Raw genomic sequence first — 13756 nt, 5'->3', positions numbered from 1 at the left:
CGGACGGCGGGGTCAGCTCACCTGGGTCTCGGCGGTCAGCCATGCCAGATAGGCCGGGTTGCCGGCCGTGACCGGAATGCACAGGATTTCGGGCACATCGTAGCTGTGGCGTTCCCGGATGTGCGCCTCCAGGGCGGCGTACCGGGCGGTCGGTGTCTTGAAGGTGATCCGCCACTCCTCGGCGGTCTCGACCGCACCCTCCCACCGATAGGTGCTGGTGACCGGGCTGCCGACCTGGGCGCAGGCCGCCACCCGGGCCTCGACTGCGCTACGGGCCAGCACGTCGGCTGCCTCGCGGGTGTCCGTGGTGGTCACTACCTGGCAGTACTCGAGCTCGGCCACGTCCGCCCTTCCGTCGTGGGGTGGTGGGGCGAGCCTAGCCACCGCCGAGGCCACCCGGCGCGCAACAGCTCACCCCTCGTGGAGGATGCCCTGTCACCCGAACGGGCCTTTGCTTGGCGACGGGACGCGCTCCGCTGCGCACCGCGGCGGGCCACGGCGACGGCGTTCGATGGAGGTGGGCATCGTGAGCGAGGCCAGTGGCGCGGGGGCGGCACCGCCCGCGACCGGCAGCGGCAGCGGCAGCGGCGAGCATTGGCGCATCTGGGCGGGCGCCGCGACAGCGCTGGTGATCGGCGGCGTACTCGTCGCCGCGATCATCGGGACGGCCAGGACATCGCCGCGGATTCCGGTGTCCGCCGCCGCCGATCTCGGCGTCTGCCCGGCGACGCAGGTCGCCGAGCAGGTACTCCCGACCGTCGTGACGATCTCCGCGGCCAACGGCCGGGCCGCCGGCACCGGATCCGGCGAAGTGATCCGCAGCGACGGCCACATCCTCACGAACAACCACGTGATCGCTCTGGCCGCCGACGGGGGCGAGGTCAGCGTGCTGTTCAACGACGGCCGGTCGGTGCCGGCCGTGATCACGGGCCGCGACCCCCGGACCGACCTGGCGGTGATCAAGGTCGACGGTCAGCCGCCGTTGCCGGTCATCGCGTACGGCTCCTCCAAGGAGGTCGTGGTCGGTCAGCCGGTGGTCGTGCTCGGCGCGCCGCTCGGCCTGTCGAACACGGTCACCTCGGGCATCGTCAGCGCCCTCGACCGCACCATCGAGGTACCGGCGGAGCAGGGCCAGTCCGCCCTGCTGGTGTCGTCGGTGCAGACCGACGCCGCCATCAACCCGGGTAACAGCGGCGGCGCCATGGTCGACTGCGCCGGCCAGCTCATCGGCGTTCCCTCGGCGGGCGCCACCGTGCCGGACTCCGGTGGGGGCAGCATCGGCCTCGGCTTCGCCATCCCGGTCGACCTCGCGAAAGCCGTCTCCGACGAGATCATCGCGACGGGGAAGGTCACCCACGCGTACTTCGGGTTCAGCCTCGTGACCGTGCCGCCCGCCGCGCCGGGAGCACAGCCGCGCGGTGCCTACGTCCGGTCGGTGGTGCCCGGCGCACCCGCAGCCCAGGCGGGGCTGCGCCCGGGCGACGTCATCACCGCCGCCGACGGTCAGCCGGTCCTCACCACCGACGACATCGCCGCGCTGACGCTGACCAGGAACCCGGGCGACCAGGTCGTCCTCACCTACACCCGCGCCGGTAAGCAGATCCAGGCGACCGTGACCCTCGCGGCTGCCCCCTGATCACGCGGCGTCGACCACGGCCCGTACGGCGGGGCAGCGCTGCCGCAGCAGGCGTTCCAGCCGGCCGTGCAGGGTGCTGCGGGCGGCGGGACAGCCGCGGCAGGCGCCGGCCAGCCGTACGGTGACCACGCCGTCGCGTACGTCGACGAGGTCGATGCGGCCGCCGTGCGAGCGGGCGAAGCGGCCGACCGGCCCGTCGAGCAGGTCCCGCACCACGGCGCGCAGGCCGGCGTCGCCGTCCGGGCCGGGCGTGACCCGCCACCCGGCGGGATCGTCCAGGGCGGCGTGGATCGCGGTCCGGATTCGCGGGCCCTCCGTGGACCAGTGGCGGCCCGGGGCCAGCCGGGTGAGCACCGCGGCCGGCTCCAGCCGGATGTCCGTGAGCGTGCCGTCGGCCCGCAACGCCGCCAGCGGCGCGGGGACGGCGGCGGGCGCACCGGCACCCGGCAGGACGCCGGCCGGGACGATCCAGCGCACCCGGCCCGGCTCGCCGGGACACCGCTGCGGGTGAAGCGGAACCATGTCAGCCGCCCAGCAGGACGGTCACGGCGCGGGCCACGTACGCCAACAGCCAGGCCGTCGCGGTGAGGTAGGCGAACGCCACCACCGGCCACCGCCACGTGCCGGTCTCGCGCCGGATGACCCCGACGGTGGCCATGCACTGCAGGGCGAACGCGAAGTACACCAGCAGCGCCGCGAGTGTGGGCGGCCCGAACACCGGCTGCCCGGCACGCGGGCCGTCGCGGTAGGTCACGGCGCGCAGCGCCGTACCCGGATCCTCCGGGTCCTGGGCTGCGGTGACCTGGCCGAGGGTGGCGACGAACGTCTCGCGGGCCGCCTGGGCCGACAGCACGCCCACGGTGATCCGCCAGTCGAAGCCCAGGGGATCGAAGACCGGCGCGACCAGCCGGCCGAGCCCGGCGGCATAGCTGTGGTCGACCACATACGCCGCCCGGTCGGCGGGGCGCACACCGGCCGCCCGCAACTCGGCGTTCGAGTGCAGCGGCAGGTTCAGCAGCAGCCACAGCGCGACCGCGGTAAACACGATGACGGTCGAGCACTTACGGACGAACGCCCGCGCCGGCTGCCACACCGCCAGCAGCACCGACCGGGGCGCGGGCAGCCGGTACGGCGGCATCTCCAGATGGAACGGTGCCGGATCGCCGTGACGGTCGCCGAGCTTCTTGAACGCCCACGCCGCGAGCATCGCCGACACCGCGCCGAGCAGGTACATGCCGAACATGACCAGCCCCTGTACCCCGAACGGCCCGACCCGCGCCGACGGGTCGACCAGCAGGCCGATCAGCAGCACGTACACCGGCAGCCGCGCCGAGCAGGTCACCAGCGGTGCCGCCATCATCGTGGCGATGCGGTCCCGGGCGGACGGCAGCGTCCGGGTGGCCATGATCCCGGGGACCGCGCAGGCGAACGAGGACAGCAGCGCCACGAACGCGCGCCCCTCCAGCCCGGCGCGCGCCATCACCCGGTCCATCAGGAACGCGGCGCGGGACAGGTATCCCACGCTTTCCAGCACGGCGATCAGCAGGAACAGCAGCATGATCTGCGGGACGAAGACGAGTACCCCGCCGACGCCGCCGATCAGCGCATCCCCGAGCAGGCCCGACAGCCACGGATTGCCGACGTGCGCCGCCACCCAGCCCGACGCCTGGGCGAACAGTGCCTCGATCGCGGTCTGAGCCGGGGCGGCCACGGTGAAGACGGTCTGGAAGAACACCGTCATCACCGCGAAGAACACCACCACGCCCCAGACCGGGTGCAGCACGACCGCGTCGATGCGATCGGTGATGCGGTGACGCTGTGCCGCGCGGTATCCGGCGTACGCCAGGACCGACTCCGCCCAGGCGTCGCGTTCGCCGGGGTCCTGTGGTGGCGGCAGCACCGGCACCGGCCAGTCCCGCCAGCCGGACAGCAGCGCGCGCAGCGGTGCGATGCCCTGGCGGCGGTGACCGATCACCGCGACGACCGGCACCCCGAGGGCCTGGCCGAGCGCGTCGGCGTCGACCGCGCCGTGGCGGCGGGCCAGTTCGTCGGTGAACGTCAGCACCACACACGTCGGTAGCCCGCGGGCCAGCACCTGGGCGGCGAACCCCAGCGACCGCCGCAACGTCGTCGCATCGACCAGCAGCAGCAACGCGTCCGGGCGCGGCGCGCCGTCGGTGCCGCCGTCGAGGACGTCGACCATGACCTGCTCGTCCAGGCTGACCGGATCCAGCCCGTACGCGCCCGGCAGGTCCTCGACCACGAAACGGTCCCCGCCCGCCCGGCAGACTCCGACGGAGCGGGACACGGTCACCCCGGGATAGTTTCCCGTCCGTGCGTGGCGCCCGGTCAGGGCGCTGAACACACTGGACTTGCCGGCGTTCGGGGCGCCGACCAGCGCCACGCGCGCCGCGTGCACCGAGCCGGGCAGCCGGCCGCCGCCGTCGTGACAGGAGACGCTCACCGGGAGACCTCGACGACCTGTACGCACGACGCCTGCGCCCGGCGCAGGCAGATCTCGTAGTCCTTCACCCGGTAGACCACGGGATCGCGCAACGGTGCCCGGCGTACCACCTGCACCTCCGTGCCGGTGGTGAAGCCGAGGTCCATCAGCCGCCGGGCGGTCACCGCGGAGCCGGGCACCCGGACGGACGCCACCCGCGCGCGGGCGCCCGGAGGCAGGTCGGCCAACGTCTGCCGTTCCGAATCGTTGCGCCCCGTACCCGTCATGTGGCCCTCCGCCTCGCACCCGTATCCCTCGTGGATAAGGGCAGGCTAAGCTCACGAAACCGGGAGCGGAGGTGACCTTGTACCCGATTTGGCGGGCCTCGGCGCCGCCCTCAGCCGGCGGCGGCGAACAGCGGCGTGCTCAAGTAGCGTTCGCCGCCGTCGGGCAGCACGACCACGACCGTGCGTCCCTCGTGTACGGCCCGGCGCGCGACCGTCGTCGCGGCGTGCAGCGCGGCACCGCCGGACACCCCGGCGAGCAGCCCTTCGGTACGGGCGAGCCGTCGCGCGGCCGCCCGAGCGTGGCCGACGTCGACCAGCACGACCTCGTCGTACACGGTGGGGTCGAGCACCTCGGGTACGAACCCGGCGCCGATGCCCTGGATGCCGTGCGGGCCGGGGGCCCCGCCGGACAGCACCGGTGACTCGGCCGGCTCGACGGCCACCACGTGCAGGTCCGGGTTCTTCTCCTTCAGCACCTGGCCGACCCCGGTGATGGTGCCGCCGGTGCCGACGCCGGCGACGAGCACGTCGACGTCGCCGCCGGTGTCGTCCCAGATCTCCCGTGCGGTGGTGTGCCGGTGCGCGTCGGGATTGGCCGGGTTGTCGAACTGGCGGGGCAGGAACGCCCGCTGTTCGTCGGCGATCTGCCAGGCCCGGCGTACCGCCCCGGACATCCCCTCGGCGGCCGGGGTTAGCACGAGGCGCGCGCCGTACGCGGTGAGCAGGGCACGCCGTTCCGCGCTCATGCTCTCCGGCATGGTCAGCGTCAGCGCGTAGCCGCGGGCGGCGGCCACGACCGCCAGTCCGATACCGGTGTTGCCGCTGGTCGCCTCCACGATCGCGGTGCCGGGGATGAGTTCACCGCTGCGTTCGGCGGCGTCGATCATGGCCACCGCGATCCGGTCCTTCACGCTGCCGCCCGGATTGTGCGACTCGAGCTTGGCCAGCAGGCGGACCGGCAGGTCCGGGTCGAAGCGGGACAACTGCACCAGCGGGGTGCGGCCGATCAGTTCAGTGGCGTCGCGGAAGATCACGTCAGAGCTCCTGGGCGGGTGCCGGCGCGGCGCCGGGGACGGACATGGGTTCGGACCCGGGCCACGGCGGCCGGTGCGCGCAGCCGCGCACCGGCCGGGACGTCCGCCAGCACCAGGCAGTGCGCGCCGATCTCGGCGTCGTCGCCGATGTGCAGCGGCCCGAGCACGGTGGCGCCGACGCCGAGGACGACCCTGTCGCCGACGCTGGGGTGGCGCCGGGCACGGCCGGTGTCGCGCCACCAGCCGCGCCCGCCGAGCGTGACCCGGTGGTACATCGTCACGTCGTCGCCGACGCGGGCGGTCTCCCCGATGACGACCGCGGCGCCGTGGTCGATGAACAGCCGCCGCCCGATCGTGGCTCCGGGGTGGATCTCGACGCCGGTGACCAGCCGGGTGAACTGCGAGAGCGCCCGCGGCAGCAGCGGCAGGCCCCGGCGGTGCAGGCGGTGGGCCAGGCGGTGCGACCACAGTGCCCACAGCCCGGGATACAGCCACGCTTCGATCTTGAGAGCGCCCCGCAGGGCAGGGTCGCGCCGGCATGCGGCGCGCACGTCGTCCAGCACGTGTCCTCCACGCAGGTATCGCGACGTTCGGAGGGCCGACGGTACGGACGCATAACCCCGCCGGACAGGGTCCGTCGCCCCGGCGCGCTGCGCGCCGTGATCGGGTAACGTGCGCGGTGGTCCTGAGTACCAGCGACAAGCCCCGGCTGGCTGGTCGGCAACCCTCCATCCGCGGCGGGGTGCCTCCGGGGACGACCTGGCCCTGCCGCAGCGGCGGGGCAAGCGCGGATCGGCCTGCGCCGGTCCCTGGACACCACGCGGAGTCGACGTGTACCCAACTTCGGTCCACCCCCTGTTGCCGCAGCCCACCGACCTCGACCCACCGGCGCCGACACCCGCACACCCGCTGGCGGTGCTGGGCGGTGACGTGCGGGTCCGGGTCACCGACGGGCGCCTGCTTCCGTACGCGAATCTGGACGTCGCCGCCACCGCCCCGTGTGCCGCGGTGGCGGCCGAGGCGGTCGCCCGGCTGCTGCCGACGTACGCCAGCGTCCACCGCGGGGCCGGGGCCCTGTCCCGGCACTGCACCCGTGCGTACGAGCAGGCCCGCGCCACGGTGGCGCGGTACGTCGGCTGCCGCGCCGGTGACCAGGTGGTCTTCACCCGCAACAGCACGGATGCGTTGAACCTGCTCGCCCACGCCGTGCCGCGCGGTGCCGACGTGCTCACGTTCGTCGGCGAGCATCACGCCAACCTGCTGCCGTGGCGCCGGGCGATCCGTCTGCCGCTGCCCGGTACGCCGGACGACGCGGTCGCCGCGGTGGACCGGGCGCTGCGCCGGCACGGTCCGGCGCTGGTGGCGGTCACCGCGACCAGCAACGTCACCGGCGAGGTGTGGCCGGTCGCCGAGATCGCCCGGGTGGCACGCCGGTACGGCGCCCGCGTGGTCGTCGACGCCGCGCAGCTCGCGGCGCACGGCCCGGTGAGCCTGGCCGCGCTCGGCGCCGACTACGTCGTCCTGTCCGGCCACAAGCTGTACGCGCCGTTCGGTGCGGGAGTGCTGGCCGGGCGCGCCGACTGGCTCGACGACGCCGAGCCGTACCTGCGCGGCGGCGGTGCCACCCGGCACGTGGACGCCGACGCGACGGTTCAGTGGACCGGTGGCCCCGCGCGGCACGAGGCCGGCACGCCGAACCTGGTCGGGGCCGTGGCGCTGGCTGCGGTGTGTGCGGCACTGACGGAGACCTGCTGGGCGGGCCTTGCCCGGCACGAGCAGCGGCTGCTGGATCGGCTGGACGCGGGGCTGGCGGGTGTCGCGGGCGTGCAGCGGCTGGCCCTGTTCGGTCCGGGGCATCCACGGACGGGCATCGTGAGCTTCGTCGTCGCCGGGCTGGAGTCCGCCGAGGTGGCCCGGCGCCTGGCCGACGACCACGGCATCGGGGTTCGTGACGGCCTGTTCTGCGCGCATCCGCTGACCCGTCATCTGCTCGCGGCGGTTCCCGCCGCAGCGACGCCCGCCGCGCCGCCGACGACCGCGGTGCGGGTGAGCATCGGCGCCGGGACCACAGTGGAGCATGTCGACCGGCTCGTCGCCGCATTGGCACAGATCGCCGCGCGCCCTGGCGGCCGGTGCACACAGTCGTTCGGCGCCCGCTAGGGACCAACGGCCTCTGGTGTACGGGACCGCCCGGCGGGTATGCCCTGTAGGTGTCGATCGGGCATTCACATCGACGTGATCTGCCGTTCGAATCCGTCCCGGCCGGTCACGGTCGACGCCCCGCCGCCCGCGACGGGCGGCGGGGCCGGGATGCCACGCCGTACCACGGAGGGGACCGAGGTGCCCGTTGACGATGCCATCCCCGTGCAGCGGTTCGAAGTGGTCGCGGCCGACCCCCAGGAGGTTGTCGAGATAACCCTCAATGCCTGCGCCGGCGCCCGGGTCAGGATCTTCGGTGACGCCGGGACGTTCTTCTACCGGCAGCACACCACGGTGGCCGGTCCGATGGGGATGAGCGCGATCGCCAGCCAGATCGGCGTTCACCTGGACTGCCCGTTCCTCGACCACCTGGTCTTTCTCACCGCCGACCGCGGCCAGGCCGGCTTCCGCACCGGGACCGGCCAGGCAACGCTGGGTCCGGGTGACACTCTTGCCTATCCGGTGGCGGAACCGTTCACCGCGACCGCCGGCGACTTCGACGGCCGGGTGCTGACGCTGGAACTTCCGGTCGGGCCGGTCGCGACGCGGGCCGGGCTGGACCCCGAACGGTTCCGGTTCGCCTCGATGAACCCGGTCACCCCCGCACTCGGCCGCCATTTCCGCGCCACCATGCGGTACCTGCACACGGCGTTGCTGGCCAGGGAGTCGGCTCTGGCCAACCCGCTCGTGCTGACCGGCGCGATCGATGCCGCCGCGGCCGCGGCGCTGGCGGCGTTCCCGCACACACCCCACCACCATGGGCGGCAATGGATCCGGTCGGGCGCGGTACGCCGCGCGGTGGAGTTCATCGACGCCAATCCGGCCCGGCCGCTGACCCTGGCCGACATCGCGGAGGCGGCCGGGACCAGCGTCCGCGCCCTTCAGGCCGGGTTCAGCCGGCACCTCGACACCACACCCATGCTCTACCTGCGCCGGGTCCGGCTCGCCCACGCCCACCGCGACCTGCAGTGCGCCGATCCCGACACGGGCGTGGCGCAGGTGGCCCGCCGGTGGGGGTTCGGCCACCTCGGACGCTTCGCCGCCTACTACCGCACCGCATACGGGCAGTCACCCCGGCTCACGATGCGGCGCTGAGTGCTTCCGAGGGCCCGTCCGACCATGCGCCGAGGAGGGATGCCCGATGGGATCGGCAGCCGGTGACACCGTTCCGGTGCGCCGTTTCGATCTGGTGGCCACCGATCCACAGCTGGCCGTCGCGCTCGTACGAGACCTCTACGCCGACGCCCGGTTGCGGATCTCCGGGGATGAGCGCACGTTCTTTCACCGGCACCGCAGCGCGATCGCCGGGCCGTTGACGGCCGACACGGTCGACTCCGGGATCGACCTCGACGCCGACTTCCCGTCGTTCGACCACCTGTGTTTCATCACGCCGCTCCGTGGGCGCGTCGGCTTCCGCACCGGCGGCGGCTACACCGAGATCGGCCGGGGTGAGAGCCTCGCCTATCCGGTGGCGGAGCCGTTCACGGTGATCGCCCGCAATGCCGCCAGCCAGATCCTGCGGCTGCCCGTCGCCCCGGTCGCGGCCCACGCCGGGGTGGACCCGGACCGGTTCCGGTTCACCTCCCGGAGCCCCGTGACACCCGCACTGGGTCGCCACTTCCGCGCGACGATGCGCTTCCTGCACCAGGTGCTGGGCGCTCCGGACAGCGTCCTGGCCGACCCTGTGCTGCTGGCCGCCGCGATCGACCTGATCGCCGTGACTGCCCTGGCCACCTACCCGCACACGAGTGTCGAGCCGACCGAGCGGCCGCGGGTCCAGGCTGCCGCGGTCCGCCGCGCGGTGGAGTTCATCGACGCCAATCCGGCCCGGCCGCTGACGCTGGCCGACATCGCCGCCGCGGCCGGGAGCAGCATCCCCGCCATCCAGCGCGGTTTCCGCCGCCAGTTGGACACCACGGCACTGCTCTACCTGCGCCGGGCCCGCATCGCGCACGCCGACCGCGCTCTCGCGGCCCGCCGCGAGTCACGGTGACGCGGCGGGCTCGGCGACGCGCCCGGCCCGGGCCGGGGGTGGTTCAGGCGGCCACGGAGTTGCGGTGCAGCCGGACCTGCCAGACGTCCGGCCCGGTTTGCAACCACTGGGCTGCCACCTGCCCGGCGTAGCGGGCGTCGATCTCGGCGAGCAACGGCCGCGGGGCATGCGGGGCCACCAGGACGAGCGCGCCGTCGTCCGGCAGCGCGTCCAGCGCGGCGAGGACCCGGGCGTGGCGTTCACCGTGCGGGATGTCGCGGACGTCGAGCCGCGGATCGATCGTCAGGACCTCCGCGGACGCTTGCGCCGCACCGGCGGCGTCCCCGCCGCACCCGCAGCTGCCGCCGCAGCCGCCGGGTTCCGTCTCGCCGTGACCGCCGATCAGGTCGTGCATCCCGTCGAGGAGCCGGGCCAGATCGACCGCCGGGGCGGAGACCAGCAGCGGAACGATCAGGTCGTTCTCCTTGGCGAGGTGGGCGATGAACAGCACCTGCAGGGCGCGGGCGGTGGCTGCCGCGGCCACCGCGGAACTGGTCGCCTCCAGCTCCTCGACCAGTGCGGTGATGGCGCGGTGCTCGGCGATCATGCCCTCCACCAGCAGACGGCCACCGGGTTCGTCCGCGGCCGCCGGGTACAGCGCGGCCTCCTCCGCGTACGCGTGGGGCAGCAGCTCGTCGTGCAGCCAGGTCGCCAGCGCGTTGCGCCGCTGCCAGACGTCGCGCAGGGTGCCGAACTCGGCAGTGCGGAGCAGGTCGACGACGTGGCCCGTCAAGGTGGCCGCCAACTGGGCGTGGTGGCGCACGACCGCGTGGGCGGCGCGCTGGTCGGCGGTCTGGTCCGGCTGTGACATGGAACCCTCCACTGGTTTTGACGTCGTTTGACGTTATAACGTTAAGCACCATGGAAACCCAGCGGAAAGGCCCCGACGGGGAGACGATCAACACTCACCGGTACCGGGCCCTGGGCTCGGACAGCCGGGTGGAGATCCTGGGCCTGGTCCGCGCCGCGTCCGGCGGTCTCACCGCCGCCGACGTGGCCGCACACACCGGGCAGCACCTGTCCACCACCCGCACCCACCTCGACCGGCTGGTCGACGCGGGGCTGCTGGTCAAGGCGCGCGCCAGCGGCGGGGCACCGGGCCGACCGGCCTGGCGCTACCGCGCCACCGCCGCGGATCCCGCTCCGGCGCCGTACCGGTCACTGGCGGCCGCGCTGCTCGACCACCTGCCCGCCGCGTCCGGCGGGGATGTCCGCGAGGCAGCCGCCCGCGTGGGCCAGGACTGGGGGCGGCAGCTCGCTACCGCTGGCCCGCCCCAGCCCGGCCCGGTGGAGGCGGTCACCGCGGTGCTCGGCGGGCTCGGCTTCGACCCGGACCGGGCACCCGGGCAGCCGCAGGGCGCCGTCGAGCTGCACCTGCGTACGTGTCCTTTCCTGGAGCTGGTCGGGCAGAACCCGGATGCGATGTGCGGCCTGCACCTCGGCGTGGTCCGCGGGGTCCTGGCCCACCACGGTGTCGGCGCCGACGATGCGGTCCTGGAGCCCTTCGGCGCCGCGCACGCCTGCGTGGTCCGCCTGCCCGGGTCGTCGCCGGCCCCGGCCGCCGAGGCCGGCTGATGAACGCCGCACCGCGCCCGCGCCACCCCGGCGCCCCGGCGGCAGGCTCGATCCGGCGGCCGGTTGCGCCTGCGCCGGGCCCGGTCCCGCGGCCGGTTGCGCCCGGCTCGGACCGGCGGCCGGTCGCCTGGCGGCTGCCCGTGCTGGCGGGCGGCGGCCTGTCGCTGGCCGTGGGCCTGTACACCGCCCTGCTGCTGCTCGCATTCCCCGTGCCCGCGCCGTCGGTGCCGGTGGAGCGCGTGCACGGCCCGGTCATGGTGTTCGGTTTCGTCGGCACCCTGATCGCGCTGGAGCGCGCGGTCGCGCTCGGTGCCCGCTGGGCGCTGCTCGCGCCGGCCTGCTCCGTGGCCGGCGCCGCCCTGCTGGTGATCGCCGGCCCGGGGCCGGCCGGACACGGGCTGCTGATGCTGGCCGCCGTGCTCCTGCTGGGCATCTACCGCGCCCTGTGGCAGCGGCAGCCGGGGGCCGCGCTGCTCGCCCAGGCGGCCGGGGCGTTCGCCTGGTACGCGGTCACGCTGCTGTGGCTGGCCGGCTTCCCGGTCGCCGAGACCGTGCCGTGGCTGGTCGTCTTCGTGGTCGCCACGATCGCGGGGGAGCGGCTGGAACTGGCGCACGTGGGGATGCCCGCCGCCTCCGCACCCCGCTGGCTGCTCGCCGCGCTGCTGGCCCTGCTGGCCGGCGCCGCCGCCGCCACGATCGACCCGGCGGCCGGGGCGCACCTGTTCGGAGCCGGTCTGCTGGCGGTCACCGGCTGGCTGGCGGTGTTCGACGTGGCCCGCCGTACGGTCCGGGGCCGCGGGCTGCCGCGGTATGCCGCGGTCGGCCTACTGGCCGGCTACGCGTGGCTCGCGCTGGCCGGACTCGTGTGGGCGGGCGCCGGAGCGGCGCTCGACGGGCCCCGGTACGACGCGGTGCTGCACGCGGTCTTCCTCGGCTTCACGATGTCGATGATCTTCGTGTACGCGCCGGTGATCCTGCCCGCGGTGCTCCGGCGGCCGTTGCCGTACCACCGGCTGCTGTACGTGCCGCTTGCCGTGCTGCACGGGTCGCTGCTCGCCCGCATCGGGTTCGGCGACGCTGCCGGGCTGGCCGTGGTGTGGCGGTGGGCCGGGGCGCTCAACGTCGCCGCGGTCGTGGGCTTCGTCGCGTGCGCCTCCGGGCTTGCGATGAGGCGCGGCCGGTCGCTGCGGCGATCACGCCCGGTCGCCGCGGCTGCCGCCGATGGTGGTGCGGTCATGACACTCCCTGTGTCAACCTCAGGCAACGAGCAAATCGTTTTGTCCGGGTTGGATGAGGCGTTTTGCGTTGCCGTGCCGGGCGGGGTCGTAGGCGGTGCGGTTCTGCCAGCAGCGCCAGATGACGCGGATCCAGGCGCGGGCGAGTACGCGGACGGCGTGGGGATGGTCGTGGCCGCGGGCTCGGGCGTCGGTGTAGACCTTCGCGGCCCATGGGCTGGCGTGGCGGCTGTTGTCGGCGAAAGTGGTGACCGCGACGCGGAAGCGCTTGTTGCAGGCCCAGCGGAAGTGCACAGCTCGGTGTCGGCCGGATTCCTTGGTGACCGGGGTGGCTCCGGCCAGCGCCGCGATGGCGTCGGGGCTGTCGTAGGCTTGCCGGCAGTCGCCCCACTCGGCGAGTATCTGGGCGGCGTTGATCTGACCAGACCTTGGCAGCGACGTGAAGATCGGCGCGTCTGGGTGCTCTCCGAGTGTGGCGATGGTGCTGCGGTCGAGGTCCTTGAGTGCGCCGACCATGGCCTTCAAGATGGTGACCAGGGCGAGGACCGTGTCACGGACCGCCTCGCAGAGCGTCTCGTCCAGGGTGCCGGCGGGTGCGCCGCGCAGCCGGGCCAGGAGTTGCTCGGCGGGGCGCCGGCCGCAGTAGCCGTGCTTGACGCAGAACGCGGCCAGGCGTTTGACGCCCAGGTGCTGGGCGTGGCGGGCGGTCGGGTAACGGGTCAGGAATTCCAGGGCGATCGGCGATTCCACGTCGGCGAAGATCGCTTTGGCGCCGGGCCAGTGCGCGTCGAGCAGCGCGGACAGCTGGTTGGTGGCCGCGACGCGCATCTCGACCAGGTCACCACGGGTGCGGACCACGGTGCGCAAGGCCTTGGTCTGCGCCGAGTACGGGGTGGCCAGGTGCAGCCGGTGCCGACGCAGCCGCAGATACTCGGCGATGACTTCGGCGTCGCCGGCGTCGGACTTTGCGCCGGAGAGCACCTCGGAGTCGCGCCACGCTTTGATGGCGTTCGGTTTGACCGGCACCACCGGGTGGCCGGCTTCGAGCAGCACGTCGACCAGGCGGCCGTCCGGGCGTTCGATCCCGACTGGCATGGTCTCGGGCTCGCCGATGCGGGCCAGCCGCCGGGTCAGGCCGGCCAGGCCGTCGGCGGTGTGCTCAATGGTGAACGCGGCGATCTTCCGGCCGGCTTCGTCCTGCACGCACACGGCGTGAGTCTCGGCGGCCCAGTCGATTCCGACGAAGAAGGATGCTCCTTCGACGTTGAGAGACAACACAACTCCTACAAACGCTGGCAGCGACGTGACTCGACGA

15 protein-coding genes and 1 riboswitch are annotated in these 13756 nt (G+C 73.9%); of the genes, 5 read left to right on the top strand and 10 right to left on the bottom strand.

Going from position 1 to position 13756, the window contains the following annotated elements; translation table 11 throughout:
* Positions 1-12: 12 nt before the first annotated feature.
* Positions 13-342, bottom strand: coding sequence for a divalent-cation tolerance protein CutA (cutA, locus tag ACMCNK_RS06195; RefSeq protein WP_412735441.1), 330 nt, complete (start codon positions 340-342; stop codon positions 13-15).
* A gap of 184 nt (positions 343-526) precedes the next feature.
* On the opposite strand from cutA, the gene ACMCNK_RS06190 reads away from it, so the two are divergent.
* A complete protein-coding gene (locus ACMCNK_RS06190; protein WP_412735440.1) occupies positions 527-1636 on the top strand; it encodes a S1C family serine protease in 1110 nt (369 codons plus the stop codon).
* Here the strand turns inward: ACMCNK_RS06190 and ACMCNK_RS06185 are convergent, their stop codons facing one another.
* The 5 genes from ACMCNK_RS06185 to epsC all read right to left on the bottom strand — a co-directional run bounded on the left by ACMCNK_RS06185 (position 1637) and on the right by epsC (position 5963).
* Positions 1637-2158 (bottom strand): NifU family protein, encoded by a 522-nt coding sequence (locus tag ACMCNK_RS06185; RefSeq protein ID WP_412735439.1) that lies wholly within the window; start codon positions 2156-2158, stop codon positions 1637-1639. It abuts the gene before it with no gap.
* 1 nt (position 2159) lies between these two features.
* Positions 2160-4100 carry a ferrous iron transporter B gene (feoB, locus tag ACMCNK_RS06180; protein ID WP_412735438.1) on the bottom strand — a complete coding sequence of 647 codons (1941 nt, stop codon included), beginning with the start codon at positions 4098-4100 and terminating at the stop codon, positions 2160-2162.
* Positions 4097-4366, bottom strand: coding sequence for a FeoA family protein (locus ACMCNK_RS06175; RefSeq protein ID WP_412735437.1), 270 nt, complete (start codon positions 4364-4366; stop codon positions 4097-4099). Before ACMCNK_RS06175 ends, feoB begins: the two co-directional genes overlap by 4 nt.
* A 110-nt stretch (positions 4367-4476) precedes the next feature.
* Positions 4477-5400 carry a cysteine synthase A gene (gene cysK / locus ACMCNK_RS06170; protein WP_412735436.1) on the bottom strand — a complete coding sequence of 308 codons (924 nt, stop codon included), beginning with the start codon at positions 5398-5400 and terminating at the stop codon, positions 4477-4479.
* Positions 5397-5963 carry a serine O-acetyltransferase EpsC gene (gene epsC / locus ACMCNK_RS06165; RefSeq protein WP_412735435.1) on the bottom strand — a complete coding sequence of 189 codons (567 nt, stop codon included), beginning with the start codon at positions 5961-5963 and terminating at the stop codon, positions 5397-5399. The genes cysK and epsC overlap by 4 nt, the downstream gene beginning before the upstream one ends.
* 118 nt (positions 5964-6081) lie before the next feature.
* Positions 6082-6194, top strand: a riboswitch (SAM riboswitch).
* 37 nt (positions 6195-6231) lie between these two features.
* On the opposite strand from epsC, the gene ACMCNK_RS06160 reads away from it, so the two are divergent.
* From ACMCNK_RS06160 to ACMCNK_RS06150, 3 genes are all read left to right on the top strand, one after another.
* On the top strand, positions 6232-7560 hold the full coding sequence (locus tag ACMCNK_RS06160; protein ID WP_412735434.1) for an aminotransferase class V-fold PLP-dependent enzyme: 1329 nt from the start codon (positions 6232-6234) through the stop codon (positions 7558-7560).
* 180 nt (positions 7561-7740) lie between these two features.
* Positions 7741-8694 carry an AraC family transcriptional regulator gene (locus ACMCNK_RS06155; RefSeq protein WP_412735433.1) on the top strand — a complete coding sequence of 318 codons (954 nt, stop codon included), beginning with the start codon at positions 7741-7743 and terminating at the stop codon, positions 8692-8694.
* A gap of 46 nt (positions 8695-8740) precedes the next feature.
* Positions 8741-9592, top strand: coding sequence for a hypothetical protein (locus ACMCNK_RS06150; RefSeq protein ID WP_412735432.1), 852 nt, complete (start codon positions 8741-8743; stop codon positions 9590-9592).
* A 43-nt stretch (positions 9593-9635) separates the two neighbouring features.
* Here ACMCNK_RS06150 and ACMCNK_RS06145 read toward each other — a convergent pair whose 3' ends face one another.
* Complete coding sequence (locus ACMCNK_RS06145) at positions 9636-10442, bottom strand: DUF2249 domain-containing protein (protein ID WP_412735431.1); 807 nt, start codon at positions 10440-10442, stop codon at positions 9636-9638.
* 50 nt (positions 10443-10492) lie between these two features.
* Here ACMCNK_RS06145 and ACMCNK_RS06140 point away from each other — a divergent pair, with 50 nt between their 5' ends.
* Complete coding sequence (locus tag ACMCNK_RS06140; protein WP_412735430.1) at positions 10493-11206, top strand: helix-turn-helix transcriptional regulator; 714 nt, start codon at positions 10493-10495, stop codon at positions 11204-11206.
* Positions 11207-11639: 433 nt separating this feature from the next.
* On the opposite strand, the gene ACMCNK_RS06135 is transcribed toward ACMCNK_RS06140, so the two are convergent.
* The 3 genes from ACMCNK_RS06135 to ACMCNK_RS06125 form a co-directional block, all read right to left on the bottom strand.
* Positions 11640-11954 (bottom strand): hypothetical protein, encoded by a 315-nt coding sequence (locus tag ACMCNK_RS06135; protein ID WP_412735429.1) that lies wholly within the window; start codon positions 11952-11954, stop codon positions 11640-11642.
* An 87-nt stretch (positions 11955-12041) separates the two neighbouring features.
* Entirely contained in the window at positions 12042-12443 is a 402-nt protein-coding gene (locus ACMCNK_RS06130) for a hypothetical protein (protein WP_412735428.1), read from the bottom strand.
* A 19-nt stretch (positions 12444-12462) separates the two neighbouring features.
* Positions 12463-13716 (bottom strand): IS110 family transposase, encoded by a 1254-nt coding sequence (locus ACMCNK_RS06125; protein WP_412734627.1) that lies wholly within the window; start codon positions 13714-13716, stop codon positions 12463-12465.
* Positions 13717-13756 lie beyond the last annotated feature (40 nt).

The organism is Krasilnikovia sp. MM14-A1259 (genome assembly GCF_047159535.1).
Lineage (GTDB): Bacteria > Actinomycetota > Actinomycetes > Mycobacteriales > Micromonosporaceae > Actinoplanes.
The sequence above is the reverse complement of the archived record's forward strand: the minus strand, read 5'-3'. Positions and strand labels throughout refer to the sequence as shown.

What these genes read in the sequence shown, in the direction of transcription:
- ACMCNK_RS06140 (WP_412735430.1), top strand. Translation starts at nt 10,493, where the DNA reads ATGGAAACCCAGCGGAAAGGCCCCGACGGGGAGACGATCAACACTCAC.
- ACMCNK_RS06150 (WP_412735432.1), top strand. Translation starts at nt 8,741, where the DNA reads ATGGGATCGGCAGCCGGTGACACCGTTCCGGTGCGCCGTTTCGATCTG.
- ACMCNK_RS06175 (WP_412735437.1), bottom strand. Translation starts at nt 4,366, where the DNA reads ATGACGGGTACGGGGCGCAACGATTCGGAACGGCAGACGTTGGCCGAC.
- ACMCNK_RS06185 (WP_412735439.1), bottom strand. Translation starts at nt 2,158, where the DNA reads ATGGTTCCGCTTCACCCGCAGCGGTGTCCCGGCGAGCCGGGCCGGGTG.
- ACMCNK_RS06145 (WP_412735431.1), bottom strand. Translation starts at nt 10,442, where the DNA reads ATGTCACAGCCGGACCAGACCGCCGACCAGCGCGCCGCCCACGCGGTC.
- ACMCNK_RS06130 (WP_412735428.1), bottom strand. Translation starts at nt 12,443, where the DNA reads ATGACCGCACCACCATCGGCGGCAGCCGCGGCGACCGGGCGTGATCGC.